Genomic DNA, 25,963 nt, shown 5'->3' with positions numbered 1-25,963 from the left:
TAGGAAGAGTACGACAAGCCTTCTGTAAACCCGATCACGAACGAAGAAGTGACGGCACGTCGGCGTCGGATTCGCACGGACTTCGATCTGCCGATGAAGGGACGATACGGCGGGTTCGTGCGTTCGTTCTCCACGAAAAAGTTTCCAATGACTGGCCGAGAATCACGAGCCGCCGACGTGGATTAAGTACCTCAGTCTGGTGATAAGCGACTGCGACACAGATAATCAAAACTAAGCTCCAAGCCAAACGACATTGAATAAGCGTGCCCATGCTCCTGACGATCTCTACAGAACATAAACCGGCCACCGATCTCGGCTTCCTGCTGCACAAGCACCCGGATCGGTTCCAGAGCTTTGATCTGAGCTTCGGGCAGGCGCATGTCTTCTACCCCGAGGCGGGAGATGATTGCTGCACGGCCTGTCTGATGCTTGATGTTGACCCGGTGGGTATGGTGCGTGGGAAGGGGCGGAATCAGAGTTTTCTGCTGAGCCACTACGTCAATGACCGGCCCTACGTCGCCTCGTCCTTCCTGAGTGTGGCGATTTCGCAGGTCTTCGGAACGGCGATGGGCGGTCGCTGCAAAGATCGACCGGAACTTGTCACGACGCCGATTCCTTTGACGGCTCGGCTCGATGTCTTGCCAGTTCGTGGCGGCGAAGGCTTCCTCCATCGAATGTTTGAGCCGCTGGGATACACGGTCGAAGCGGTGCAGCATTCGCTCGACGAGCAGTTTCCCGAGTGGGGCGAGAGTCCCTACTACTCAGCGACGATCAGCGGCACGAAGACGCTCTCCGAATTGCTGACGCACCTGTATGTCCTCGTGCCAGTCTTCGACAACGAAAAGCACTACTTTGTCGGCGAAGACGAACTGGAGAAGTTGCTGTCAAAGGGCGGCGGCTGGTTGGCCTCGCACCCGGAAAAGGAGCAAATCACTCGTCGCTACCTGAAGCATCGCTCCAGCCTTTACCGGCAGGCGCTCGCCCGGCTGGTCGAGGAGGAGCTTGAACCGACTGAAGATCAAGCGGTGTCAGAACAGTCAGAGGAAACGCTGGAAAAGCCGTTGAGCTTGAACGATCAGCGTCACGGGGTGGTCATGGCTGCGATTCGGTCCAGTGGTGCCCGGCAGGTTCTCGATGTCGGCTGCGGCGAAGGAAAGCTCTTGCGTGAATTACTCCAAGATCGGCAGTTTGAGCAGATCGTTGGCATGGATGTGTCGATCCGGTCCTTGGAAATTGCTCAGAAGAGATTGAAACTTGATCGACTTCCCGAAAGGCAGGCCGAGCGTCTAAAACTAATTCACGGCTCCTTGATCTACCGAGACAAACGGCTTGAAGGATTTGATGCCGCTGCGGTTGTTGAAGTCATCGAACACCTCGACCCGCCGAGGTTGTCGGCGTTGGAGCGAGTGTTGTTTGAGTTTGCCCGGCCTCAGACCATCGTGCTGACGACGCCGAACCGGGAATACAACGTGATGTGGGACACACTTCCGGCTGGCCAGTTCCGGCACGCAGATCATCGGTTCGAGTGGAGCCGTCAGGAGTTTCAGGACTGGGCCAATCGAGTCGGTGAGCAGCACGGTTACTCGGTTCGATTTCTGCCCGTGGGACCGGAAGACGAAAAGGTCGGATCGCCGACACAGATGGGAGTCTTCGAGCGTGGTTGAATCAACTTGATATAAGATATTGCCTATGAGTGCGGCTTTTCAAAGCCCGAAAATTTTTCCGTACCTGTAATAACCGGACTGACAGCCAATCATGTTAGAATCGATTCCAGACATAGTTGATCTCTCGCAGAACTGGCTCGTGAATTATTGGGCTGGAGAACTGGGAGTCTCGTCCGAGGGACTGCGACATTGCGTTGAACGTGTCGGTCCTCAGGTTGGCCGGATTCAGAAATGCCTTAGTCAAGGCCACCGAATCGCCATCCAAAATGAAGAGGGTAGAACATATCTTGTTGCACGAATACTTTTACAGAGCGACGGTTTTGCTGTCTCTGTTCCATATCATCCTGAGAAGCAAGGGCTAATTATCGAGTTGCCGCTCGACTACTCAAAGGATGAGTTTCTCGTGCCCTTAGAAAATAGCACCTGTTATACAGTCACCGACACTGTAAAACTTAGTTTTCACATGAACGGGTTTGTGCAATTTTCCCGAGGTGGTGAGAAGCCGATTGTCTCTGGGTACAATTCACAGCTAGATGTTGTTAAAGGGGCCGGATTAAAAGCCCCCGATGCAGTGTCGGTCACGACTGGGCCACTACTTGGGATCGTGATACAGGGGCTAGAGAAATTCACTCGGCTAAACAAAAAGGACGCAGAAGTGTTTAAGCCAACGGACATGTGGCATCACCCGAAATTCTCGACGCCAGAGGATACGGCATATCATCTCGAAGTATTCATGTTTCCGAAAAGTGAAATCAGTTCCAGTCGAACTATCGATGGGAGGCGAATACTTCGGAAGAACCTACCGTTTTGGTCAACGCTCATCTTCCCATTTGATTTGCGAGTGGTCGAGCTTCCGAATCGCCCATTTTTTCTTGGTGTAATTCTCAGCCACATGCGTCCCGACTCTACAGGTTTGTCTGGATATAAGTTATGCGGACCAAGCTGTGGTGGGCCGAGCGAACAAAAAAAGAGCATACAGGCTATCTACCCCCGTCCGCCGTTTGCAGAAGAGATCGATTGCATCTCGCTGGACTATCATCCCGAGAGTGACCAACAGTAGCCCAATACCAGCTTTTGATCTTGTAATTGAGCCAAGATGCACATCAAGATTCCCAAGCTTTCACTTGTTGTTCTCGTCGGTCCAAGCGGATCGGGGAAGAGTACGTTCGCACGGAAGCACTTTCTGCCGACCGAGGTGTTGTCATCGGATTATTGCCGTGGTCTCGTGAGCGATGATGAGAACGATCAAGCCGCAACGAATGATGCGTTCGAGGTTTTGCACTTCGTGGCGTCCAAACGGCTTGCTCGGGGGCATCTGACGGTCGTTGACGCTACCAACGTGCAGCCCGAGGCTCGAAAACCGCTGGTGCAGTTGGCGAAGACGTACCACTGCCTGCCCGTCGCCATCGTACTGAATCCCCCGGAGAAGGTGTGCCACGAAAGAAACCGAGATCGGGATGACCGACAGTTCGGTCCTCATGTCATCCGGCAACAGCGGTCACAACTCAGGCGGTCGATCAAGAAACTGAAGCGGGAAGGCTTTCGACACATCTTCGTGATGGATTCGGTCGAGGAAATCGATGCTGCGACCATCGAGCGTGTTCCGCTGTGGAACGACAAGCGGGATGAGCAAGGTCCATTCGACATCATCGGCGACGTTCACGGCTGCTGCGACGAACTGGAGGAGTTGCTCGTACAACTTGGTTACCAACACGTCGTTGTAGACGGCAATGACTACTGGGGGCACGTCTTTTACCGACACCCGGAGGGTCGGCGAGCCGTTTTCGTAGGCGATCTCGTGGACCGAGGACCACGCATCGTCGATACGCTGTGTCTGGTCAGGAATATGGTTCAGTTCAGTGAGGCAATCTGCGTTCCCGGTAATCATGACATGAAGTTGCTGAGAAAGCTGCGGGGAAAGAACCCGCAGATGACGCATGGTCTGGCTGAATCGTGGAGTGAGATCGAAGCACTTCCCGAGAACTGGCGTGTCCCATTTTGCAAGGAGTTGGCCGAGTTTCTCGACGGTTTCGTGAGCCACTACGTTCTCGACGATGGCAAGCTGGTCGTCGCTCATGCCGGAATGAAAGAAGAGTTTCAGGGACGAGGCTCTGGCAAGGTCCGAGAGTTTGCTCTCTACGGCGAGACCACAGGGGAAACTGACGAGTTCGGCCTGCCGGTTCGATACAACTGGGCAGCGGAATACCGGGGATCGGCGATGGTGGTTTACGGTCATACCCCCGTTCCCGAACCGGAGTGGCTCAATCGAACGGTCAACGTCGATACCGGCTGCGTCTTCGGCGGCAAGCTCACAGCCCTTCGCTATCCTGAGAAAGAGTTTGTCTCGGTTCAGGCAAAGCAGACCTACTGCGAACCGGCCCGACCATTCCTTGCCGACGATCAGCAGGCCCCATTGTCGGCCCAGCAACTACACGACGATATCCTCGACGCCGAGGACGTGCTTGGGAAGCGAATTGTTTCGACTCGTCTTCAACGCAACGTGACCATTCGGGAAGAGAATGCCACCGCAGCGTTGGAGGTGATGAGCCGATTTGCCGCCAACCCAAAATGGCTGATCTATCTGCCGCCCACGATGTCGCCGTGCGAAACGTCGAACGAGCCGGGACTGCTGGAACATCCCGCCGAAGCGTTTTCGTACTTCCGCAGCCAAGGCGTTCCGCAAGTCGTGTGCGAAGAGAAGCACATGGGGTCGAGGGCCGTCGTGATTGTCTGTCGAGATGAGGACGCCGCCCGAGAGCGTTTCGGTGTGACCGAAGGTGAGGCAGGGATCGTTTATACCCGCACCGGCAGACGGTTCTTCAACGACGCCGAACTCGAAGCGAAGTTTCTCGACCGACTGCGCACGGCGATGACGGCTTCGGGGTTCTGGGATGAGTTCCAGACATCTTGGGCCTGCCTCGACTGCGAATTGATGCCGTGGTCGGCGAAGGCGCAGGAGCTACTACGTTCGCAGTACGCCGCAGTTGGCGCTGCCGGGAGTGCCTCACTACCGGAAGCCATCGGCGTTCTCGAACGAGCCGCAGGACGAATGAATGGAGATAACCAGTCAAAAACGACTGCCGTTCTGGATCGACTTCGTGGTCGCCGCAACAGCATCGACCAGTTTGTGACCGCCTATCGGCAATACTGCTGGAGCGTTGAATCGCTGAGTGACCTGAAGCTCGCCCCGTTCCACCTGCTGGCGACGGAGGGCAAAGTCCACACCGATCAGAACCATGTCTGGCACATGGAGACTCTGGCGAAAGTCTGCCAAGAGGGTACTGACATCCTGCTGGCGACGGCGTACAAGGTTATTGATCTCACAGATTTGGACAGCATCACGGCAGGGATCGACTGGTGGACGAGCCTGACCGGACGTGGCGGCGAAGGGATGGTCGTAAAACCGGCTGATTGGATCGTTCGTGGAAAGAAAGGTCTCGTGCAACCAGCCGTCAAATGTCGTGGGAAGGAGTATCTGCGAATCATTTACAGCCCCGACTATGATTCAGAAGAGAACCTGCCTCGCCTGCGAAACCGAAGCCTCGGTCGCAAGCGGTCGCTGGCCCTTCGTGAGTTTGCTCTCGGCGTTGAAGCCTTGGAACGGTTCGTTCGACAAGAGCCGCTCCGACGAGTCCACGAATGCACCTTCGGCGTCTTGGCTTTGGAAAGTGAGCCGGTCGATCCGAGGCTGTAAGTCAATTGTGAAACAGAGGAACTATGACCAGCGAATGGACGAAGCCGGAACATGCCGAGGCGTACCTTGCCCGGATGCAGAACATTCCACACCGGGTCGAAGGCGAAGCCACCTTGCTCGCCGAGATTCCCACCGATGCGAAGCGAGTGCTGGACCTTGGTTGCGGAAACGGCCACTTGTTGTCGCTGGTGCTGTCGCACTGCCCAGAAGCAACCGGCGTCGGTCTCGACTTCTCACCGACGATGCTGGAGCAAGCCCAAAGCCGTTTCGCTGAGAATCAACGAGTCACACTCACCGAACACAATATGGATGTCCCGTTGCCCGACCTTGGGATGTTCGATTGTGTGGTTTCGAGCTTTGCGATCCACCACTGCTCGCACCATCGAAAACGAGAGCTTTACGCCGAGGTGTTCCACTTCTTGGAGCCGGGCGGTGTGTTCTGCAATCTCGAACATGTCTCATCGCCGAATCAGCGCATTCACGACCGTTTCGTCGAGGCGATGGGCATGACGCCCGACGACGAAGACCCGTCGAACAAATTGCTCGACGTGGCAACCCAGTTGAGATGGTTTCGGGAGATCGCCTTTGAGGACGTGGATTGCCATTGGAAATGGCGGGAACTGGCGCTGCTTGTGGGAAGGAAACCGCAAATTGTGCATGAACAGGCGGCTCACGAGCCTCGGCGGATCAAGCAGGTGATCGTGGTCCGTCACGACTTAAAGATGCGTCGTGGGAAGCAAATTGCGCAAGGCTCGCACGCCTCGATGTCCTTCATCTGCCGTCGCTTGCAGGAGCGTGGATCGGTCTCACTGGATGACTTCTCTGAAGTCGAGCGTGCATGGCTGACCGGAGCGTTCGCCAAGGTCTGCTGTCGTGTGGACAGCGAGGATGAGTTGATGGCCATTCACGACAAGGCGGTGGAAGCGGGGTTGGAAGTCCATCTGATTACCGACAGCGGAAAGACCGAGTTCCACGGCGAGCCAACTCGGACCTGCCTCGCCATCGGCCCAGACGAAGCCGGAAAGATGGACGAGATCACGGGAAAATTAAAACTGTTGTAACGAGATCAAGAATGACGCTGGCAACACATCCTTATACCAAACAGGTTCTTCAATGGCCCACATCTGGCCGTCACATCCTCGCCCAGTTTGATGACAAGACGATCATCGTCTATCAGGCGTATCGACCTGAGATTGGGCACTTCGCAGTCACCCACGGTCACTTCGGCGGCGAGTTCAGCTACAGCCGCATGAGTTGGATCAAGCCGAACTTTCTGTGGATGATGTATCGCAGCGATTGGGGGCGGTCTCAGGGACAGGAAGTTGTGCTGGCGATTCGTCTGCGACGGGCATTCTTCGATTCGCTGTTGGAGCAGGCCGTTCCTTCGTCATTCGTTCCAGAGTTGTTTGAGAACCACAACGCATGGAAGGCAGCAGTGGCATCTTCCGACGTGAGACTCCAGTGGGACCCAGACCACGATCCAACTGGCGGCAAATGCGAGCGAAGAGCGATCCAGCTTGGTCTTCGGGGGAAGTCGCTGGATGCCTACGGAAAGGAAGAGATTGTCGAGATCATCGACATGAGCGACTTCGTGGCTCGACAGCGTGACTTAATCGGCGATTGGCAATCAGGAAAACTGCTGACCCCTTCCGAACACGTCTATGTGCCGAAATGTACGACCGCCGCAGCCAACGTGGGACTTACTGATTGGCGTGGCAATTCGTCGGAGAACGAGAAATGACGGCACCTCGACTCAACCTGCTCGTGATCCGATCCGAAGACCCTGCCCAAACAGTTGGCTTCTACGAGTTGCTCGGCCTGCGTTTTCAGGAGGAGCAGCACAGCAGCGGTCCCTGTGCGTTCAAAAAGTTGTAATGAAGGAGCCGCCTGCGCCCCAAAAGATCGCAGGCGGCTCGGTCCAAGTTTCAGTCGATGAAGGCTGCTGGATCGCCAGACCCGGCCTCGATCAGATTGCCAATCTTGTTCAGCTTGTGGACATTCTGCTGAAGGCGTTCTTGCTCTTCTCTGTGACGCTTCTCACGCCACTGAAAAGCTGCTTCGGAGCGATCCTCGAAGATGCACTCATCTGTTCCAGCAAGCGCATTCACCTGATCGAAGTCCAGTCCGGGCATCCATCCCCGTAACACCACCACCCAGTGGATTGAAGAGCCGTGCCAGATCGATCCTCTCCGCTTGCCTCTCTCCTTGAAGTAAAGAAACGGGCAATGTTCGTATTGAGCGTGCCGCTGATGCCCGAACTTCACTTCACTGGCTTCGTAACACGATACCGAATTACTCAACACGGAATCGAAATAGATGCTCACTTTGCCTATGAAAAAGTTGAAGTGGCAGCCATTCTCGCACCACAAATCTGGCGATTCATACTCTCGCCCACATTTAGCGCATTCGTGACGCTCGACGTGCTTTCCATCATGCCAGCATAAGAGAGTCCGTACCGAAGAAGTACGGGTTAACCCGTCGTCGTGCCGCCTCTTCGTCGAAGGAAGAATTGGCTTTTTTGCTCGTCTGTTGATTCTTTTCATCGTCCGTGATCCTTGAGTCTCTACCCGGTCGTAATCTTCCCGCCGAGCTTGAGTTCCAACTGTTTTAACGAAAGCTGATGCCCCTCTGCCAAGACAGAGAGGGCATCGTTCACACCAAGTTATACGCTTGCAACTTCGTGTTGTGCCTGAAGCTCGCCGAGAAGCGTCTCAGCTATCACCTCGGCGGCATTTCTGGTTGGAGCGTTTGGGCGACCCTCTTGGTAGTAGCACCTGCCTTCGCAGGTCTCCCATGAGAGCCATTGAGATCGGTCGTGTCTCACGATGTTCAGGGCGTATGAGTCGAACATCGTCTTGTACGCTTCAATCTCCCAATCAGCATTTTCGATGTGGAATAGAGTTTTCTCGTTGTAGGCATCTCCATGCGAGATGAGCCATTCCACGATGGCGTTTGGTGCTTTTTGTGACTGCGTAGTCATTGGTCGGATTCCTTTCCGATGAGGCTCTTACTGATACGCATTCAAGCCAATCATGCAGTGAGTCGCATGTCGCCCTGAGTTTTCTCAGCAAGTGGGAGCGTTCTACGACAAATTAAAGAATGGGTCAAATCGCTGTTCGGAAAGACGACTAACCGCAGTTTCTGTCACAAAATGGTGGCCTTCACACTCTGCTAGTGAGGAGGCATGTTCTATGACAGACAACAAACTACTCACATCCGCACTTCAGACTCTCGGCCCCAAACTCTTCTCCCGCATCTCACAGTCGGAGATGTGTGAAGCCTTGGGACTTTTGGACCAAAAACAATTGGCGGCTCGGCTGGGTCTCAGCTACGAGGCGTTCCGCTGGCGGGTTTCCAAAGGAAGACTGCCAAAGCCAGCGGTGAAACTGATGCGGCGTGCTTACTACACCGCCGATCAAGTGGATGCTCTTGAAATGCGGGAGGCTCACTCAAACAATTCGGCAGCCAAAAACAAGGAGGAAAACAATGGCTCGTCGAAAAGGTAAACCGCAAGTCTTCTGTCGATGGAAGGACGTACCAAGCACACTAGCCACTCGCACCGGCTGGAGAATTCGAGGCAGGATGGTCAAAGCCAAAGTAGAACCGGCTGCGATAATGGAGGTCGTTGAAGAACGACAAATGACGGTCATCGATCACACGGCAAAGATCGTCAAGCTCATTCAACTGTACCACGAGGACCAGACCACGCCTGCCAACGTTTCCCCATTGGAGCTTGCCAAGCTGCGTTTCTTTCGGGCGTTCGTGAAGCCAGCCAATCGCAGGCGACTCATCAAACGCTGCAAAGGTGCGTATGTCACTGACTCCGCAGGCGAGCGACACTGGGATTCTTCGATTGACGAGGAAGGCTGGCTGATGTTCAAAGAGGCAATGACGCTTCAGCGTGCCGAGAGCCATCTTTCTGGACGAGAAGAATACGGCATCTTCGGAGGTGAGAACTCGTGCCATTTGATGATCGATCTCGACTTACACAACGTGCCGTACTTACTGTTCCTTCGACGCCTCGAAGTCTTGTTGGACCACTTTCACGGGAAGCACCGCTGTCACGTTCAGGTGGCTGAGCGAGATGCTCGGGGCGTTCACATAATCCTATTCTTCGGTAACAAGTCACCACTGAAGACTCGCCGAAAGTGGTTGAAAGAAGAATTCCAAAAGTTGGAATGGAAACACCCTGACATTTTCTTGACGGCAGACAGCATCAGCGCTGTTCCCAGAGAGGAGCGTAAAGGCATCAAGCCAGTGGAAGTGTTTCCCGCTCGTCAGTTTGGGCAACGTCTACCGTTGGCCAGAGGCCGCATCATCCTGCTGGACAAGCCACTGCACTTCATCTGGCGGCGAGGAAAACTGAGGCAGGATGTCGAAGGGTACATAAATTGGCTGATCGACCGGGACCGGCAACACATGGAAAAGAATGCGGTCCTGTCATTCGTTATGGAGCGTCTCGATCCGAGTTGCGCCGCCGAGGATGGCTACAATGCTTCTGTTTCGCCGGTTCACGAACCGGCGAAACAGGCTGCTAGCAAGAAGCGTCAGACGAAAGGCAAGCTGCGGGGGAAGACTCGTGGCGAGTTGGTCAAGCTGTGGAACGATGCAGACCTTGGCTTGTTTGCCAACTTCAACGCAGGAATCTACATCACGCTGAGTGTATTACACGCTCAAGGCGACTCTGAGGTTGAGGCCGTCGAAACCGTGATGCGTTTCGTGGATGAATTGCCGGATGTCTCAGTTTGTTCTCGCCTGCCAGACCAACGGGAGAAGGTGGATACAGACATTTGCCGAATTGCTCGGGGCATTTGGCAGAACGATCCGTCGTACACTTGGCAGGTCGTGGCGGCGGAATGGGAGAAGATTGGATTCCGGCTGGCAGACAAGACAACATGGGACGCCCGGCGAGAAGCTCCCCCGCCCGTGGTGCCAGCAGATGTTGAGATCACGTTTACCGCCGAGGAACAGCAAGTGTTGGTCGAGAAACTAGCTCCCATCGTGTTCGGCGAGAAACAGTCACAAAAACCTGAGAAGCAAGAGCGGTTGTTTCGAGCGATGGCCTTCTTCGTGCGGTACATCAAAGGCTGTGATCGTGAGCTACCTGTTTCAGCATTGCCCTCAATTCTCGAAGGTTTTGACCTGAAATTGAGGAATCACGACAAACAGACCGCCTTCTTTGATTGTTTGCGAGAAATGGAGTGGTTGTACATTGCCGTTGACTATGACCACCCTCGAAAGAAAGGTGGCGGTCAAAATCGTAGAGCAAGGCGGTACGGAATTGGAAAGGCAATGGCGTACAAGTTCGGCGAACCTGCTTCGTCGCTCTCCTTCTTACACCCCCCACAACAAATGGAACTATATTCTGTCTCCCGTTTTCGGAGGGGAGACCCGAGATTGGGAGAAATCCCCAGTTTTGACGAGCAAATGGCCGATTTGGAGGAAGTTCAGCCGGAATCGACAACCATGGCGGACGACGACTGAGCGGCGGCGGATTTCTGAAGGAGTCCCAGCCTTTCAACTCCCGTTTGACGCCCACGATCAGAACAACTGCCGCCCGGTCATTACAACTTTTGCAACAAGTCTGAGTGGACGACCTACTGACAGGCCGGATTATTTCGGCGGCGGGATTTCGAGTTCCGATTTCTGACTTTGGCGTCAGCACCCACGGAGAACAAAATCTGCCGAGGAACAATAAAAAAGGTGGGCCTATGGTCATTGGGAAGTCCACCCTACCTGCTTTGGCCGACAGGTTTTCGATGGGAATTTCTCGATTTTCAACTTTGCCGCCCACTTTTTTCGGTCACAGATGTTTCATCAACCGGCTTCATCAGTGCGTAGGGCACGTTCCATCGGCTTCCTTCCGTCTTCGACTCGCACCCGTCGATGACGACAACCTTTGCTCTGGCTCGGTTCAGCTTGATGATCCGTGCGACGGTCGGTACGTCTCCGTCGCCGCCAAGCAGCACCAGCATTCCGACATGTGCTTGCTTTCGTTCCATGTCCTCGCTCCGAAAACGAAAACCAGCCTCGATCCCACGACGAGCAGAACCGAGGCTGGCACGGAGACCATCCGATCAATCCTCTTGCCAGCCGAAGTAGTACCTTGGCGAATGGGAGAACATCAGCGTCCCACGCTTGCCATCCGACTTGCGGCGGCAGACGACGAAGGGAGCAAGGAAGCCTTCGACTGTGTACTGTTCCTGCATCTCACTTGTTGTGAGGACTTCGCCGTACTTCTCCTCCAATCTGGTTCGCTCAGCGTCCTGATTCACTTCGTTGAGAAGTTCCCGGCGAGCGTTTTCGACTTCGTTCTGCATCTGTTCGTGTCTCCGTGAGTGAGTTGTTCTGACGCTGGACTAGGGGGTGCCTCGGATCAGTAATTTTGCGGCAGCAAAATCGTTGTGCTTGACCTGTCCGCCTCGGTGATAATCCAGACCTTCTGGGCGGTCGCTTCAAGGACATAGGACGACAAGATGCGTGAGCCATCCTTGACCGCCTCGTCATTCAACTGCCGGTCTTCATCGCACAAGTCGCCCCAGTCGCCATGTTGATGGCGGGACAACAAGGGCAGAGCGGATTCGTTCGCTTCTTCGAGGGCTGCGAGTGCATCCGGCGTGGCAACAACTTGTCCGAGTGGAAACAACTGCCTTCGTTCGGCGGCCATGTGTGACTCCTTGTGTTGAGCGGTGATGATGCTGTGACGTTGAACTAAGGGGTGCCTCGCTCAGCCGTAGACCGACAGCACCGCTTCACGAACTCGATCCCACTCACGTTCGCCAAGCTCTCGTTCCGTCTCGATGAGCGGCGTGACGTAGGCGTTCTGGATAGCGTCGGGATCGTCGCCGTTGAAAGAGATGGCCGGTGCCCAGCCGAAGCCGAACCCCGGTGCGCCGAGACTCCCCATGGTCTCAACGTCCTCAGCGATTAGGCCGCAGCGTTCGACGAAGGCGTCGAATTGTTCACGGTCGAGGATCGCACACCACTTCCGGTGCGATCCTTCTTCCCAGCGGCCTTCGAGGTACGAATACTCGTAGCAAGAGTCGTCCTCGGTCTGATCCCAAAGCTCATCGACTTGGGGCGGTGCGAAGTCATCGATGTCAACTTCGGCGGGGACATCGACGCTGTAGATGATGCTGAATTGCATGGGCACGGTCTCCTGAGTGATGGATGTGGTTTGCCAACACTCAGCTAGAGGGTGCCCACGCTCGATGCGGTTAGGTCGTCTTCGACCGCTCCGCTCGCTTCTCGGCTCGGCGGCGGTGATGTTCGGTCACTTCGGCACGCCAATCGGGATTGCCACCAAAGCGTTCCAGCGGCACGAGGTCGAGGTACGACAACGGCGCTGAGAAGTAGTACGGGTATTCGGCTTCCGTCATGTCCTTGTAGCCGAACCCCTCGTTCTCTCTGCTGTACTGGAGCAGGTCGCAGCCGATCCAACGCTCCTCCGGGCGAACCTCTCGACCAGCTACAACAAACCGCCTGCGCCAGACCGTCCACAATACGCCCCGAAATCGACCGCCACGAAAGCAGTGTTTCAAGCAGTCGGTGGTGACGGTCATCTCGCCGACCTGCCGTTCCCAAGACTTCGTGCGATCTTCGATCAAGCTCTTGCGATCAGCACCGTGCGGAAAGAGCCATCCCATGTTTGGTCTCCTGCTGTTTAAGGAAATGTGACTTGTCTGAGCGACTTGGGGGTGCCTCAGTCGTCGTCACGGTCATCCCAGCAGAAGTCTGTGGGCAGCACGCCATCGGCAGGCAGGCCGTCGCCGTGGTAGCGGCAGCGAAAGGGAACGTCACAACCGTCGCAGCCGTGGATCATCAGATGATCGAGGTCGATCACCTGACCACTCGGCCCATAGCTGGACGTTTCTGGGTCGTAGTCCCCAAGATCGGCCTCATCGACCACGATGTGATGGCCGTACTGCTCGTTGTCGGCGAGTTCGTCGATGGCGTCGGAGGCGCTGTCCGCCTCAACAACAAGGAAGAGCGGCGAGTAGCAGCCTCCCACTTCGAGCAGCCACGTCTTGCCGAACCAGTCACCCGGATTGATTACGGGAACGTCGGTCAGATTTTGGCCGTTTAGTGTGAAGGTGGCAGTGATCTCGGGCATAGCCAGTCTCCGTTGCAAAAGTTGGATTGCTTGACTGGCATACTTTGGGGTGCCTCCCGTAGCGGTGGACTGATGAAATAGTCCGTGCGACAATTCTTGTAACACGAACAACTCATAGAAGGACGCACTTCCATGTCGATTTCAAGACGCCAATTCTGCACCGCAGTTGGTGCTGCCGGACTTTCAACCGTTGTTCTTCCAGCGTTCGCAGATGACACGAAGCAGCAAACGCTGCGAGTCATCGCTTACAACATTTATGCTTGCAAAGGCTGGCCAGCAGACCGCCTGTTGGCAAAGAAAGCGGTCGAGAAAGGTCAGATGGCGAAGCGGTTGGCGATGGAACTGGCCTTGTATGAGCCGGACATCATCAACTTTTCTGAGTCACCAACCGAATCGATTACGAAGGAAGTCGCCAAGCATCTCGGCATGAACCATGTCCGTTTTCCAAGCGGCGGTAACTGGCCGGGAACGCTGCTCAGCAAGTACGAGATCACCAGTTCAGAAAACGTTCCGCTCGGGTACGAGCGTCCGAAAGACTTGTTCACTCGGCACTGGGGACGAGGTACGGTCAAGTTGCCCAACGGTGAGTCTTTGATCGTTCACTCGGCTCACCTCTATCCGGTTGCCGATCCGACCGTCCGCCTGAAAGAGATCAAGGCGATGCTGGCAGCGATGAAGGACGACCTCGAATCAGGCCGCTCGATGTTGCTGATCGGCGACCTGAACCACGGCCCGGATTCCGAGGAATACAAGCTTTGGATCGACGCTGGCTGGATCGATACCTTCGCCAAAGTGGGCGAAGGTCAAGGTTCGACAATCAAGGCCGACGATCCCAAGTATCGCATCGATTATGTCATGGCAACTGGCCCGATTGCCGAGCAGATCAGCGAATCGAGACCACTGTTTGAGGGAGCGTTCCGCCTGAACATCGCCGACGAGAACTCGTTCGCCCTCAGCGATCACCTTCCCCAGTTGGCCGTGTTCGGCGAAGAGAAATGAGTCCTGCCGAGGGCGTAGCAGGTGCCTCCAGAAGCAGCGTACCAACATGACAGCCTCATGAACTCGCTCCCAGCAGGACCGACTACAGGGAGATTCAGCAAGTTGAGGTAGAATTGATTCGTGGTCCTCGATCTCCCCCAGAGGTCGATCAATGTTGGTGTCAACGTCTAAAGGAGCGGAGACCGTAGAAGGCGTTGGTTGTAGCCACGGCCCGAGTCGAACTCTTCATATTGGTCCTGCGCCAACCCAAAATCAAAGTCAATGGTGAAAGACGGTGTGCGCAACAATGACAACCCAACTGCAAGAGAGTGTGTACGACGATGAGCGATGAAGACAAACAAAGTTCAACAGACCAATCCTATGCGGACATGTTCAGCGAATCGCTTTCGAAGCATCTTTCCTCGATAGAACCTTTCGTGATTGAGCGAAGGAAGGCAGCGATCAAAAGCGACGGTGCATATAACGTCCTTCTGCGAGCGTCCTTTTCGAAGTGCTTTGAGTTCAACACCGTGGCGGCGAGGACTCTGGCCGACCATTGCCCTTCATTTTTCCTTGCGCCGACGCTGCGAGGTATTTGCGAAGACATTATCGTCCTTCGTGCGTGGCGTGATGCTTCGAGTGCCGACAGAAATGGTCTGGCTTTCGAACTTGTTGCAATGCGACTTACATCAAATCTGGCAATTCAGCAAAAGTTTTTTTCTGCGAATCGGCCATTTCAACCAATACTTGCTCCCCCGAAAAATTCTCCAGAAGAAAGTCAGACCATCGCTAAGGTGCAACAACTATGGAGTCGTGTAGGCTTTAATTTGGGTGGAAAGAAGGTGGCTCCCACGACAAGAGATTTGGCAGAACGGCATGGAATGCTTGAGTTATACGAGTACATCTATTCAATCACATCAGACATGGTTCATTTCAATCCAAATGTTCTCATGAGATCGGGATGGGGACCGGAAGCGGATGCTGAGATGCAATTCAGCCCCCGCAACTTTGAAGACTACTACCGGCATTTTTGCACGGTTTACGGAGCGTACTTACTGCTGCTCTATTTCAATACATTCCACGACTTCATTTTGCCTCCACCGGAAGTGCAAGAGGCCGTCAAGATGATCCAACAAGATTTGGACCTACTACCGAGGTGGCCAGAAATCGTTACGCCCGAAGAGATGAATCGGGACGCTCCTGATTATCGGAAAGCAGCATTTATGGCGACCTTGTTTCATGCTTTGAAGCGAAGCGACAATTCAACTGAGTCGGAAGAGTGATTGGTATTACACTCTAATTGGTCTCGTCTTGGCCATTAGCGATGGCGGTTCTGCTCATGTGATTTCTCCAAGAGAAAGTGTGGTTATTGTTCGCCCGGACTAGAGGGTGCCCAAAAGCCTAAAGATCGGCCTTCTTCATGGCCTCGTGGTACTTCTCCTCCAAGTCGCCATCGAGTGCGATGTTCTGGTAGATGGCAAGCGTCTCCCGACGTGCGTGGCCGGTGATGAGTTGAAGCTCGGCGTCGGCCAGACCAGAATGTCGTGTTAACCAAGTTATGGCTTGGTGGCGGAATGTGTGCGGGGTGGCCTTCACTCCCGCTTTCTCGGCGTAATCCTTCACAATCTGCTGGACTCGCCGGGTCGAGAACCTCGTGTTGCGGCGAGTTTGGAACAGCCAACGGTTCTTGGGATGGGCGGCAATGTGCGTCCGCAAGGTAGTGGCGAAGGTCTTACCGAATAGAACGTAGCGGTCTTTACTACCCTTCCCCTGATTGATCCTGATTTTGCAGTTCTCCACGTCCACATCGGCGACCTGCATCTGGCAGAGTTCACTTACACGAACGCCGGTGAAGAACAGTAGCCGCAACATCAGCGAGTGCTGCACATCGTCGGCTTGATCGACGACACGATAGAACCGGCGAAAGTCGGTGGCGTTGAGAACGTTGGGCAGTTTCTTTGGTTTCTTCGCCGGTCGAAGCTCACACGCTTGTCGGACTCGCTTGCTAACGTACCGCCAGTCATCGTAGGTCAGACCGTGCTTGCGAACGATCCGGGCGATCTGCGAGACAATTTCCGATTTCGCTTTTTCGTTTTGTGGCACGCCGTTGGCGTTGTTTTCGGTCATTGGTGGACACTCCAAGGGGGAAAGATGGCGGTTCTAATTCGTGATCCGCTTGTTCTGCGAAATAGGGGGTGCCTACTTCTTCTGCTGAAGGTGCAGAAACACTCGACGCACCTTCTCACCCTCGTCTACATCAGCCTGACTATTCGGGAACAACTCCCCCAATGCCGACTCGACAGCTTCGGCCTTGGCTTGCAGTCCAAGCGATTTGAGCGACTCGATCAGATCAGCATGGTCGGTGGCGTTTACTCTCGGTCGAGGGCGTTGCTTTGCCCCACTGGCCCGTCGCTTTCGGTTGAAGACGACGGGGCGACCTTCGGCGTCGATCCCAGTACGACGAATTTCAAGACACTTCTTCTGTAATTCGAGGTCGTAAACAGGACGCTTGCAGGACTCATTGCGGATCGGTGTAGGAAAGACCGATGCTTGGATCAAAGCATGAAACCTCGACCTCGAAAGAAGACACATTTCGGCCATTTCTCGAACCGAAACGACAGCTTTTGTAGGCGTTTCTGGAATGTTCATGGAACACTTTCTCAATCAAAACAGGACAACTTTGCGACGGCTGTTCGAGCGAATTTCATTCATTCAGAGCCTCGATCTCGGCAAGGTGGTCTCGGCCAGCCTGACTCAACTGCCGCAGGCCGTTGTCGGTTTTGACCACAAACGCCGAACGCAAAAGGAACGGTTCGATGGTTGCCGTTACAACTTTTGCACTCGTCACGCCCAGCATCGACGCCAGTACGTTGAGTCGCTGGCTCGATGTTCCGAGCAAACGCAGATACTTCTGTTGGAAATTGTCGAGACCTCTGGACGAAATCCGCTCAATCCGACAAGCGTATAGGAGGTGCCCGACTTCAACCCTGTTTGCGCCTTGAGCGACAGCCACTCGGCGAGCCGCACCAAGCAATCTGATCGCAATTCGAGGTGTCTGCCTTGCACACTTGGCGATCTCAGGCAGTAGCTCGGGGTCGTACTCCCAACGAAGTGCGTGGCAGCGCTGCTGGACAATCTTGGCAAGCTGGATTTCGTCGTAAAAATCCAAATGAAGCACGAGCCGGAATCTGTCCACAAGCGGTGCCACGAGACCTTCCGGGTTTGTCGTCGCACCGACCAGACAAAAAGGGGCGAGGGGCAAGGACGTAACTGTCTTGCCGTTGCTGATCTCGATGCAACGCCGCTCCAAAATTCTGAGCAACGCTGTTTGGTGAGCCGAATTCAGCAGATGGATTTCGTCCAAGAACAGGATGCCTTTAGAAACACCGAGAAGTGCAGAGTTCAATTCCGCTGTGTTGGTGATGCTCTGGGCCAAGACCTCAGTGAAATTCGAATCGCAACCAAGTTCGTCCGCCAAAACAGAGACCAACGCTGTCTTACCCAATCCGGGCGGGCCGCAGAGCAAGATGTCTTCGAGTGGTTTACTCGCACCTTCATGGAAGTGCGCATCGACAGCGATCTGCAATGCTTGTTTGACGTGATCCTGACCGATAACGTGCGAGAAGCTTGAAGGCCGCACTTCACGCAGTTCGGTCGGTGTTTGTTCCTGCTCGTGAAAGTTCACGGTTGTTGCTCCATTGCAAAATGTGGATTGTGTTCTCTCGACTCAGGGGTGCCTACTCCAGCACGACCTTGTGGTAGCCTTCCCGGTCAATCCAGTAGGCGAATCCGCCGTTGTCGCAGGTACAGTTCTGTTCGATCAGTTCGTAGGCTCGATCCGCCAGCAGATCGTGCGACAGGCTTTCGAGTCGCTTGCGTTCGGCGTCGGCGGCACGCTGGGCATGATGCTCACCGCCCTTCTCGTACACTCGCTCGAACGTGTCGTCGGTGATCGCTTCGATCAGGGATGAACGATCCCAGTCGTCGAGTTTGTCACGAAGCTGCTGCCAGCCTTCGGTGCTGATGCTGATTTCCCATGCCATCGTTCGGTCTCCTGTCGAGTGTGGGTGACGATGTACTTGGGGGTGCCTCGAAAGAATGGCGGCACTCCATTGCCGCCAATTCCTTCACCACTCAACTCACGCTGCTTCGACCGCCAGCCGCTCTTGGTTGGCGGACAGGGCCAGCACGTCGATGGACAGGCCCTTGGTGTCGAGTCGCCCCGAGCGTGGCATCTTGGGCAGCGTGCCGATCAATTCGGTCTTCACGGCCTTGATTGCCGCCTGCACATCCTCGATCCGAGCTTGAATGGCGGCGTCCTCGCTGCGGTTCTCCAGCATTGCTTCGTGCAAGGCGTCCCGCAGCATGGCCATCGCTGCGTCACGCTCGATCCCGGCCCTTTCCCAAAAGAAAGCCAGCACCGACACGAGAGGAATCGAGACGGTCGGAGCGATCATCTGATCGTCGTGTTTCTCGACCTGACCACGGACACGGACGAGCAGTGTCTCGTTAATCTCGTGACGACCAACCGGAAGGTCGGCCTTCTGGTTCTTCCAGCTTTTGGCGATCAGGGCTTTGGCTTGGTTCAACATGGCGCTTCTCCGGTGGTGAGTGGTGGTGATGTCGTTGGTGTACTAGGGGGTGCCCCATTGGTCGTCGTGCATGACTCGGAGAACGTAGAAAGAAACCAGCGCCATCACGTCCGGCGTGGGGCAGTCGCTTTGCATCAGACGCCGCCATGCTTCGCCGGTCGCTTCGTTGTTGCGGCCCATGCGCCGCCAAATCTGGAAAGCCATCAGTGCGTGGTCGGCACAGTCGAAGAACTCGCCGGACATCGTGCGAATCGAAAGCTGCTCAGGATGACGAATGAGGGCCAGCATTGGTTGCAGAGCGTCACGTTCCTCGGCGGTGATCGTTGCGGGGATGTGGTGCATAGGCTGCTCCAGTACAAAAAGTTGGATTGGAAAGACCGAGCGAGCCGCCCGTGGGTGATCCATACGGATGTCTCAAGGCCCGGCAGGAACAGAGCCGCTCACTTCACGCTGCGCAGACCGTGGGAGTGATGCTTGCTGCTGCGATTGAGCGTCGAGGCCCGAGAGCCGATGGATCACTTCGTGGGTGGCTCAACTCGGCTGTCCCGATCAGGAACGGTTGACTAGGGGGTGCCCAAGGATTCGGGAACGGGCTGCTCTTCGGGTTGGCGGACATTGCTAAGCAAGAAGTCCACAGCTTTGGAGGCTGTCGCAGCCGCCTTGAAGATGAAGCGAGTGTCGCCCTTCATCGCCTTGAGCCAGTTGCCGACGTAGGCAGCATGGCTGTCGAGATTGTCGGTCGTGGGCAGTCCCAGTTCGCCCATCAGGAAGCACGACCCGAGTTCGGCGACGAGTTCGCCGAGAGCGTAGGCGTCGTTTTCCTTCGAGCGGTCGAACCCGATCCTGCGCTCGCTCCAGTGGATCGCCTCGTGCGCCAACGTTTCGTAGTAGGCTTCCGCCGAATCGAATTGGTGGCGGTGTGGCATCTGGATGAAGTCACCGCTCGGCGAGTAGAAGGCCCTGTTGCCCCCGTGTCGGATGTCCGCACCAATGGCGTCGAACAACTGGTCGGCTTGTTCGTAGCGCTCGAAGGCCGTTTCCTGTGGTTGGACGAAACCGACACGGAATTGATCGAGATTTGTGGCCTGCTCCACGTTGAAGACGGAGAACTCCCGCATGACGAGGAAGCTATCATCCACCTTCTTGCCGTTCTCGTCGGTGCGTTCCCGCTTGATCGGCTTCCAGAGGACCACCTTCATCGACTTCTCGCCCTTGCGGATGCTGCCCGCAACGTGCTTTATCTGGTTGAACGTGCCGAACCAGCGACTCTGGTAGCCACGCTTGGCGGCGAGGACTTGCAAGAGGACTTGGTTGATCCCCCGATACGGCTTGCCGGTGCTGAGGGAAGTAGCGAGGCCAAAGCCATTGGGATCGTTGGCCCAGCATTTCTTCCATGGCGGTAGACCGCCTGCTTCGAGAGCTTCAATGATCGTGCTGGTGATCGCCGTGCGGATGTCGCTGGCAGATTGCTTGGCCATGTCGTCGTCTCCATTGAGTGAGTGATGGAACGACGAACTTGGGGGTGCCTGTGTGTCCTTCGGGAACGCCACTGCCCTTGTTGGAACAAGAGCAGTGAGCGAAGGCACCCCGTAGTGGAATGACTCGAAAGAATCGGCGACAATCGCAGACTCTCACGACAACGTTTTCACTCAAACTCGGGGACGGCTCATGTCAGCACCAACGAATCATGTTCCAACGCACTTCTGGAAACAGCAGTCACCGATCAACTTGGTGAAGAACAATTCGCTTCATGTGAAGTTTCCGAAGACGTTCTTGAAATTTGATTACCGTGACGCTCCATTTTTAGGGGAGTTTCAAGGTGCGGACGGTCACGGCAATTTCGTTCTGGACAAGCCTCATCCCGGCACGCACCTTCCGATGCTGACCATGGGCGGCGTGACAGCAGAACTCATTAAAATTCATCTGCATACCCCATCGGAGCATGATCTCGAAGGGAACGACCTTGGTGGCGAAATCCATTTAATTCATCGACTTGCAAGTCCAATCAATGGCTCAGAGTTGGTTGTTGTCGGAGTGTTCTTCGACGAAGACAAGAGTGCGGAGGAACTCGATTTCTTTGCCATGTGGGCGAAGCAAGTCGGGAACAAATCGAAGACGACAAGTGATACAGAGAGGTTCGAAATTGACCCTCGCCGTCTCGTACCTGAAAAGCCCAACAATGCACAGTGGTATCGCTACGAAGGATCGCTGACTTCTGAACCGTACAGCGAGATTGTTAGTTGGCTTGTATTTGTCGATCCCATCGGCGTCCGTTCGGCTGACTTCCGCAAATTGAAAGAGAAAGCCCATCAACCGGAACGCCCTGTTCAGCCAATCAACCGAAGGTTCGTGATCCGCAATTTTCAGTGAGCCATTTGGTAGATACCCAGATGACGACCTTCGACGAGATCAAAAACGTGTTGTGGATGTATTCCACGAACGAGCAGCATCCGACTCAGGTGGACGAGGCTGCCGCTGCACTCTGGGACGGCGGCGATCTCGTAATCGATGGCCTGATCTGGGGATTACAGCAAGACGACATCGACCTGAAGCTGCTGGCGCTTCAGCTACTCCAAGAACACTTTGCCGATGCCAAACGTGCCTTGGCAGCCGTCCGTTCGCTGATTTCAGACGAGGAAGATCGGCTCGTGCGAGTGACGGCGCTCAACACTCTTCACGTCATGAGGGACACCAGCGACGACATCGTGCCGCTCCTTACGCCACGGCTCGAATCAGAAGACGATTTCGAGCGAGTGATCTCGGCGGCAAATCTGTGGCGGCTTTGCCGTTGCGAGGATGCTTACCTCGTGCTGCGGCGAGAAGCGGCTCGGGAGGAATCGCCGCTGGCAGGGATGGCTCAGGGGTATTTGGATGCGGCCGAGTGAAGTCTCTTTTAGTCGCTACGCCAAGTTGGATTACACAAGTCACTTGTAAGTCGTGAGACCGAAGTTGACCAAGCCTGCTCGACTTCTTCCGCCGTGCAGCCTTCCAGCAAGGTGTCAAGTCCGATCCACAATTTCACCTTTGCTCTGTGAGTTATTTGTGCAGCGGGTGAGTCACTTTGAAGGTCGGCGTGGTTGATTGTCGGGGCTAAAAACCCCACATACTCACACTCGACTCTTGAGTCACCTGACTTGTCCATCACTACAACTTTGCCCGGTGCAAGTCCTGTAGACACCATGCAGACTTGAGGGACTGATCCAGAATAGGCAAGTGACCCGTCCTTCTTGGTCCTGCACAACACTGCCTTCGCTGCTTCAAGAAGGCCGTTGTAGTAAGACTCCAGATGGAAGCTCTTGGCCGTTGGTCGTGGATAATTCAAGCGATGAAGAAGGTGCTTGAGGTAGGTAGTGGCCCCAGCGTAGGCATCCCCCGGAGTGCCAAAACGCAGTTTTTGTTCCAAACATACCGTGCCGCTGATGTGTAGTGATGGGACTCTTACGCTGACAATGTGGTCAGGCCCAGTCATTGGGTCGGCAAGACGGCTGGCTTTTGCCGGGAACCAACTCCATTCGGGCGAAAGTCCACGGGAGAAGTTTCGGGGAAATCGCTCGCCTAACCGACAAATGATGCACTCATGGGAATTGCCTTCATTGTCAATCCACCATTGCCCACTGCGCTCTTTGCTCAATAGCAAGTCAACGAAGTGTTCCCCCACGGCGTTCAGGGCATTCGAAAAATCTGCTGTCGGAAGCTCGGTCTTGTTTCGACCTAATGCGGTGCGACGAATCGTCGATAGTACGTTTTGAATCGAGTCTCGAATTGCCACTTTATCATTTGGCGTCATTTCTTTTCTCCAATCCGCTCACACGCCTCCAGCATCGCCTTGAGTGGCTCAGGCTCGGCGAGTCGGTGATCGTTGCCAACTTCGATGAGCTTCTGAGGCGGCAGGCCGCTCTGGGCAATAAGTTCCTCGGAGTCGCTGAACGGGATCACGTCGTCAAAACGGCTGTGCAGGATCACTTCATTTGGCTTGAGCGGTGCGGACGGCGGCGGTGAAGTCGTCGTCATTGAGCAAGGGATTCAGGAGGGCATGGCCGTGGTTCTTCAGGTAGGTCGGTTTAACGCCGCCCCGAATACTGCGCCAGCCGTGAAGGAAGAGAACTTTCATGAGTCCCACCGCTCGCAGTTCAGTTATTCTGGCGGTGCTTTCTGCGTTTCCCTAGCTTCAATGGCATCTTCGAGTCGCTTTCTTAGGCGAGGATGACTGAGAATGCGATCAATAATCTTTTCCTCGTCAATCACAGCGTCTTTCCCGTTCTCACCATTTCGTCCTTGTGGTCCTTGTGGTCCTTGTGGTCCTTGATCGCCCTTGTTCCCGTCCCCACCTTGTTCACCCCTTGGGCCACGGAGTAACTCGATAAGCTTTGAGTCACTTCGCAATTGTCGAATGAATTCGCTGGATTCACTGCGTGCTGAATTCGACAGGAACGAAATCGAAAACAGAATGACAACAAGAGCGAATGAGGCAAGAAAAAAGAACCGAGACACCTTGTACAGATCGACCAAGTAGTCAGTGCGATTGTCCAAGGCCACTTGGCACTGCAAATACAGATTGATGCGGTTCTTCTCAAAATCCTTCGGCTCAAGATCAACCTCAGACTGGTCAAGAGTCATTCGGGCATCTCGACCAACAGCAAAAAACGTCAGCAGAAGGACTACAACATTTAGCAATCCAAGAATTGCAACGAAACAAACAGCACGCATCCAGTGTGAATCGAAAGCGAAGGCCTTCGGTAAAAGTAAACCGATTAAGCCCAGCAGGATCGAACTCATCGTGAGCAAGGTTTTGCACTTATCGGTGATTGCTGTCCGCCTCGCCTCAGCATCTCGATGACACTCCTTAGCCGACGAAAGCAACAGTGCGGTTTCGTGTGCATTTTCTAAACCTCGATCCTTGTGCTTCGGCCCGTCGTAGGCTCCTCTTTCGATGTCCGCAAGCGCAATGTCATCGTACCCAAACAGTCGCATTGAGCAGTAAGCGAGTCGATTGACGAACCCACTTCTCGCATCATGAAATAAATCAAGGCACCACTGAATACTGCCAGTCTTTTGGTTCGGCGTCTGCTGATCGTCATTCTCGTTTTCAGACATCGCTGAATGCCCTCACGAATGAATCTGCGATTCGCATTCCAGCGGAAATGTCCAACCACGCCCATTGGCCATTCGGGTTCACTTCGAAGAAAACCCAATTGCCATCGAGATCAACCGCCATGTCAATTGCTGCAAAACGAAGGCCATAATGCTTGACGAGTTGTCGAACGGCGAGGGCGACACCGGAGGGTAAGTCGATGTCTTGATACACAACATCGTTCATGTTGTTGCGTCGAATGTCGCATCGCTGCTGCCCATCGTCTCCCGAAGCATAAAGTGCGACAGCATGCAGAGTGTCGTCGATAGCCGTGATCCGGACATCATATTGCTTGCGCACATACTGCTGGAATAACGTCGGGCATGACGCAAACTCTGAGTCATCGGCTGCGAGATCATTCGCCTGCACTAGATTCGTGTAGATCAGTGAGTCGTTACCGGATGGTCGCTCGATGTATCCGTTCGACAGTGGTTTGGCTATGATCAAACCATCAAACTGCTGTGCGAATCGGCGAGCGGTTGCGGCATCCTGAGTTAACAGTGTGCCCGGAGTAACAAGGCCCAGCACTTTCGCAGTTGATAGCTGTTCAAGCTTGTTTGAAGCTTTCACGTTAGCCGCAGGGTGATTCATCCACCGATGTCTCGGTATTTGGGCGAGAAAGCCCTCTATGGCCTCTGACCACTCGTTTATTGCGAAACGTGATTCCGGCGACTCGTCGATTCCGCTAAGGCGGAGTCGCTCTGGGCGACGGTACCAGAGATTCGCCACGTCATCAGGAACTAGTCGGTGTCCATGAACAGTTAGGGAAATGCAACCGCCAGAAAGTGAAGCAGAGGCGTTGGAGATCAGGGTGTCCGTATTGAGTCGCAATACAGCAATACCTGCATCCTCCAGTACAGGGATGAGGTAATTTGCCGTGGCATCTTCCGAATTGGTCAGAGTCAGAATCATCGGCGAAGCACTCGATTGGTGACGTGTCCGGGGTCGGTGTCCGACGTTTCTCTTACAGCCGTAGAAGTTTGAGTTCCCATGCTGATGTCTCTTGGTAAAGCCTTCGATTTAGCAGTGGCGTCAGAATCTCGTTGCTCGGTTGCGGTTCGAGTGACCGTCTCCGTCCCAGAGGCCAACGCAGAATAGAGTCGGACTGAAGGATCGGTGTCCGGCTGCTCCCGTGACACGGATGTCTTCGTGGCTGTCCCCAGCACCGTTGCGTTGTCACCCTCAGCGCAAGATTCTTGAAAGCGAAGAAGGAATGCGTTTGCCACAATCAGGTCTCCCGTTCAATTGCGAAATAGCTGTGCGAGCGAGGGTCAGCATCAGCGGCTTCTTTACTTACCTCAGTGAAGGTGCTGGTGCCCATTTCAATCGCATGACTGTAACCTTGGCGTGTCCTCACAGACTCCTGAAGTCGCAACAGGAAGGCTTGAGGCTTTCGCTCGGCGAATTGCTCAACCGAATGGTCAAGAGTTACCGATTCTTTTGCCGCTGTCATGCGCATTGAAAACTCCAAGCCTGAAATCATCTCCTTCACCTGATCGACAATCATAACGCACTTTGGTAAGGTTTACCAAGGCTGTCGTCGCCATTTGTCGAGTGGATCGAAAGAGACCGAGGAGTCAGGCTGTGGAAAACCTACGGGACTTCCTACGCATTTCAGAAGCCGCTGAGTATCTCGGGGTCTCGCCGAACACTCTCCGCAACTGGGAGAACGCCGGGAAGATCGCCGCTCATCGGCATCCGGTGAACGACTATCGACTCTTCAAGAAGGAAGAACTCGATGCCTTGCTTCGTCAGTTGCAAGAGCCGCCTGATACGCAGAGGGAAGGTTGA

The 25,963-nt window shown here is 54.7% G+C and carries 33 protein-coding genes; 13 read left to right on the top strand and 20 right to left on the bottom strand.

The genetic code is table 11. The features are described from left to right. The first annotated feature begins 269 nt into the window (after positions 1–269). The 6 genes from G6R38_RS25380 to G6R38_RS25350 all read left to right on the top strand — a co-directional run bounded on the left by G6R38_RS25380 (position 270) and on the right by G6R38_RS25350 (position 7,233). Complete coding sequence (locus G6R38_RS25380) at positions 270–1,664, top strand: 3' terminal RNA ribose 2'-O-methyltransferase Hen1 (protein WP_166831602.1); 1,395 nt, start codon at positions 270–272, stop codon at positions 1,662–1,664. A 91-nt stretch (positions 1,665–1,755) separates the two neighbouring features. Continuing rightward, positions 1,756–2,724 (top strand): DUF3606 domain-containing protein, encoded by a 969-nt coding sequence (locus G6R38_RS25375; RefSeq protein WP_166831601.1) that lies wholly within the window; start codon positions 1,756–1,758, stop codon positions 2,722–2,724. A 36-nt stretch (positions 2,725–2,760) separates the two neighbouring features. Then, positions 2,761–5,358, top strand: coding sequence for a polynucleotide kinase-phosphatase (locus G6R38_RS25370; RefSeq protein ID WP_166831600.1), 2,598 nt, complete (start codon positions 2,761–2,763; stop codon positions 5,356–5,358). 23 nt (positions 5,359–5,381) lie between these two features. Next, positions 5,382–6,419, top strand: coding sequence for an aminoacyl-tRNA hydrolase (gene pth2 / locus G6R38_RS27905; protein ID WP_206028723.1), 1,038 nt, complete (start codon positions 5,382–5,384; stop codon positions 6,417–6,419). An 11-nt stretch (positions 6,420–6,430) separates the two neighbouring features. After that, complete coding sequence (locus tag G6R38_RS25355) at positions 6,431–7,099, top strand: DUF4291 domain-containing protein (RefSeq protein WP_166831599.1); 669 nt, start codon at positions 6,431–6,433, stop codon at positions 7,097–7,099. Continuing rightward, entirely contained in the window at positions 7,096–7,233 is a 138-nt protein-coding gene (locus tag G6R38_RS25350) for a hypothetical protein (protein ID WP_166831598.1), read from the top strand. The genes G6R38_RS25355 and G6R38_RS25350 overlap by 4 nt, the downstream gene beginning before the upstream one ends. Before the next feature lie 50 nt (positions 7,234–7,283). On the opposite strand, the gene G6R38_RS25345 is transcribed toward G6R38_RS25350, so the two are convergent. Beyond that, complete coding sequence (locus tag G6R38_RS25345; protein ID WP_166831597.1) at positions 7,284–7,901, bottom strand: hypothetical protein; 618 nt, start codon at positions 7,899–7,901, stop codon at positions 7,284–7,286. 119 nt (positions 7,902–8,020) lie between these two features. Beyond that, positions 8,021–8,338: a hypothetical protein gene (locus G6R38_RS25340; RefSeq protein WP_166831596.1), complete on the bottom strand. Its 318-nt coding sequence runs from the start codon at positions 8,336–8,338 to the stop codon at positions 8,021–8,023. Positions 8,339–8,549: 211 nt separating this feature from the next. On the opposite strand from G6R38_RS25340, the gene G6R38_RS25335 reads away from it, so the two are divergent. Together G6R38_RS25335 and G6R38_RS25330 are read left to right on the top strand one after the other, a co-directional pair. Then, on the top strand, positions 8,550–8,864 hold the full coding sequence (locus tag G6R38_RS25335; protein WP_166831595.1) for a helix-turn-helix transcriptional regulator: 315 nt from the start codon (positions 8,550–8,552) through the stop codon (positions 8,862–8,864). Continuing rightward, positions 8,845–10,842, top strand: coding sequence for a hypothetical protein (locus G6R38_RS25330; protein WP_166831594.1), 1,998 nt, complete (start codon positions 8,845–8,847; stop codon positions 10,840–10,842). The genes G6R38_RS25335 and G6R38_RS25330 overlap by 20 nt, the downstream gene beginning before the upstream one ends. A 293-nt stretch (positions 10,843–11,135) precedes the next feature. Here G6R38_RS25330 and G6R38_RS25325 read toward each other — a convergent pair whose 3' ends face one another. From G6R38_RS25325 to G6R38_RS25300, 6 genes are all read right to left on the bottom strand, one after another. Next, a complete protein-coding gene (locus G6R38_RS25325) occupies positions 11,136–11,360 on the bottom strand; it encodes a hypothetical protein (RefSeq protein ID WP_166831593.1) in 225 nt (74 codons plus the stop codon). A gap of 75 nt (positions 11,361–11,435) precedes the next feature. Then, a complete protein-coding gene (locus tag G6R38_RS25320; RefSeq protein ID WP_166831592.1) occupies positions 11,436–11,678 on the bottom strand; it encodes a hypothetical protein in 243 nt (80 codons plus the stop codon). Positions 11,679–11,734: 56 nt separating this feature from the next. Then, positions 11,735–12,025 (bottom strand): hypothetical protein, encoded by a 291-nt coding sequence (locus G6R38_RS25315; RefSeq protein ID WP_166831591.1) that lies wholly within the window; start codon positions 12,023–12,025, stop codon positions 11,735–11,737. Positions 12,026–12,085: 60 nt separating this feature from the next. Beyond that, positions 12,086–12,505: a hypothetical protein gene (locus tag G6R38_RS25310; protein ID WP_166831590.1), complete on the bottom strand. Its 420-nt coding sequence runs from the start codon at positions 12,503–12,505 to the stop codon at positions 12,086–12,088. A 70-nt stretch (positions 12,506–12,575) separates the two neighbouring features. Then, positions 12,576–13,004 (bottom strand): hypothetical protein, encoded by a 429-nt coding sequence (locus G6R38_RS25305; RefSeq protein WP_166831589.1) that lies wholly within the window; start codon positions 13,002–13,004, stop codon positions 12,576–12,578. Between the two features lie 56 nt (positions 13,005–13,060). After that, a complete protein-coding gene (locus G6R38_RS25300; protein WP_166831588.1) occupies positions 13,061–13,471 on the bottom strand; it encodes a hypothetical protein in 411 nt (136 codons plus the stop codon). A gap of 132 nt (positions 13,472–13,603) precedes the next feature. Between G6R38_RS25300 and G6R38_RS25295 the strand changes: the two genes are divergently transcribed. Together G6R38_RS25295 and G6R38_RS25290 are read left to right on the top strand one after the other, a co-directional pair. Continuing rightward, positions 13,604–14,470 carry an endonuclease/exonuclease/phosphatase family protein gene (locus G6R38_RS25295; protein WP_166831587.1) on the top strand — a complete coding sequence of 289 codons (867 nt, stop codon included), beginning with the start codon at positions 13,604–13,606 and terminating at the stop codon, positions 14,468–14,470. 320 nt (positions 14,471–14,790) lie between these two features. Continuing rightward, positions 14,791–15,732: a DUF5677 domain-containing protein gene (locus tag G6R38_RS25290; protein WP_166831586.1), complete on the top strand. Its 942-nt coding sequence runs from the start codon at positions 14,791–14,793 to the stop codon at positions 15,730–15,732. A gap of 118 nt (positions 15,733–15,850) precedes the next feature. Here the strand turns inward: G6R38_RS25290 and G6R38_RS25285 are convergent, their stop codons facing one another. The 7 genes from G6R38_RS25285 to G6R38_RS25255 form a co-directional block, all read right to left on the bottom strand. Further along, positions 15,851–16,576, bottom strand: coding sequence for a tyrosine-type recombinase/integrase (locus G6R38_RS25285; RefSeq protein WP_166831585.1), 726 nt, complete (start codon positions 16,574–16,576; stop codon positions 15,851–15,853). Between the two features lie 72 nt (positions 16,577–16,648). After that, on the bottom strand, positions 16,649–17,098 hold the full coding sequence (locus G6R38_RS25280; RefSeq protein ID WP_166831584.1) for a hypothetical protein: 450 nt from the start codon (positions 17,096–17,098) through the stop codon (positions 16,649–16,651). Positions 17,099–17,153: 55 nt separating this feature from the next. Further along, entirely contained in the window at positions 17,154–18,134 is a 981-nt protein-coding gene (locus G6R38_RS25275) for an AAA family ATPase (protein WP_166831583.1), read from the bottom strand. 52 nt (positions 18,135–18,186) lie between these two features. After that, complete coding sequence (locus G6R38_RS25270; RefSeq protein WP_166831582.1) at positions 18,187–18,492, bottom strand: hypothetical protein; 306 nt, start codon at positions 18,490–18,492, stop codon at positions 18,187–18,189. A 96-nt stretch (positions 18,493–18,588) separates the two neighbouring features. Beyond that, positions 18,589–19,041 (bottom strand): hypothetical protein, encoded by a 453-nt coding sequence (locus G6R38_RS25265; RefSeq protein ID WP_166831581.1) that lies wholly within the window; start codon positions 19,039–19,041, stop codon positions 18,589–18,591. A gap of 42 nt (positions 19,042–19,083) precedes the next feature. Next, positions 19,084–19,383, bottom strand: a complete 300-nt coding sequence (locus G6R38_RS25260) for a hypothetical protein (protein WP_166831580.1) — start codon at positions 19,381–19,383, stop codon at positions 19,084–19,086. Between the two features lie 221 nt (positions 19,384–19,604). Continuing rightward, complete coding sequence (locus G6R38_RS25255) at positions 19,605–20,519, bottom strand: ArdC family protein (protein WP_166831579.1); 915 nt, start codon at positions 20,517–20,519, stop codon at positions 19,605–19,607. A gap of 190 nt (positions 20,520–20,709) precedes the next feature. On the opposite strand from G6R38_RS25255, the gene G6R38_RS25250 reads away from it, so the two are divergent. After that, on the top strand, positions 20,710–21,411 hold the full coding sequence (locus G6R38_RS25250) for a carbonic anhydrase family protein (RefSeq protein ID WP_166831578.1): 702 nt from the start codon (positions 20,710–20,712) through the stop codon (positions 21,409–21,411). 20 nt (positions 21,412–21,431) lie between these two features. Continuing rightward, positions 21,432–21,926, top strand: a complete 495-nt coding sequence (locus G6R38_RS25245) for a HEAT repeat domain-containing protein (protein WP_166831577.1) — start codon at positions 21,432–21,434, stop codon at positions 21,924–21,926. 8 nt (positions 21,927–21,934) lie between these two features. On the opposite strand, the gene G6R38_RS25240 is transcribed toward G6R38_RS25245, so the two are convergent. The 5 genes from G6R38_RS25240 to G6R38_RS25220 all read right to left on the bottom strand — a co-directional run bounded on the left by G6R38_RS25240 (position 21,935) and on the right by G6R38_RS25220 (position 25,679). Next, positions 21,935–22,828 carry a hypothetical protein gene (locus tag G6R38_RS25240; RefSeq protein WP_166831576.1) on the bottom strand — a complete coding sequence of 298 codons (894 nt, stop codon included), beginning with the start codon at positions 22,826–22,828 and terminating at the stop codon, positions 21,935–21,937. After that, complete coding sequence (locus G6R38_RS25235; protein WP_206028722.1) at positions 22,825–23,052, bottom strand: hypothetical protein; 228 nt, start codon at positions 23,050–23,052, stop codon at positions 22,825–22,827. The genes G6R38_RS25240 and G6R38_RS25235 overlap by 4 nt, the downstream gene beginning before the upstream one ends. Before the next feature lie 123 nt (positions 23,053–23,175). Then, positions 23,176–23,658: a hypothetical protein gene (locus G6R38_RS25230; protein WP_166831575.1), complete on the bottom strand. Its 483-nt coding sequence runs from the start codon at positions 23,656–23,658 to the stop codon at positions 23,176–23,178. A gap of 469 nt (positions 23,659–24,127) precedes the next feature. Next, a complete protein-coding gene (locus tag G6R38_RS25225; RefSeq protein ID WP_166831574.1) occupies positions 24,128–24,763 on the bottom strand; it encodes a hypothetical protein in 636 nt (211 codons plus the stop codon). A 637-nt stretch (positions 24,764–25,400) separates the two neighbouring features. Further along, the gene (locus tag G6R38_RS25220; protein ID WP_166831573.1) at positions 25,401–25,679 is read right to left on the bottom strand and encodes a hypothetical protein; all 279 of its coding nucleotides are present in this window, start codon (positions 25,677–25,679) and stop codon (positions 25,401–25,403) included. A 77-nt stretch (positions 25,680–25,756) separates the two neighbouring features. Between G6R38_RS25220 and G6R38_RS25215 the strand changes: the two genes are divergently transcribed. After that, complete coding sequence (locus tag G6R38_RS25215) at positions 25,757–25,963, top strand: MerR family transcriptional regulator (protein WP_166831572.1); 207 nt, start codon at positions 25,757–25,759, stop codon at positions 25,961–25,963.

The organism is Thalassoroseus pseudoceratinae (genome assembly GCF_011634775.1).
In the GTDB taxonomy this organism is placed as follows: Bacteria; Planctomycetota; Planctomycetia; order Planctomycetales; family Planctomycetaceae; genus Thalassoroseus; species Thalassoroseus pseudoceratinae.
This window is presented reverse-complemented; position numbering and strand designations above follow the sequence as displayed.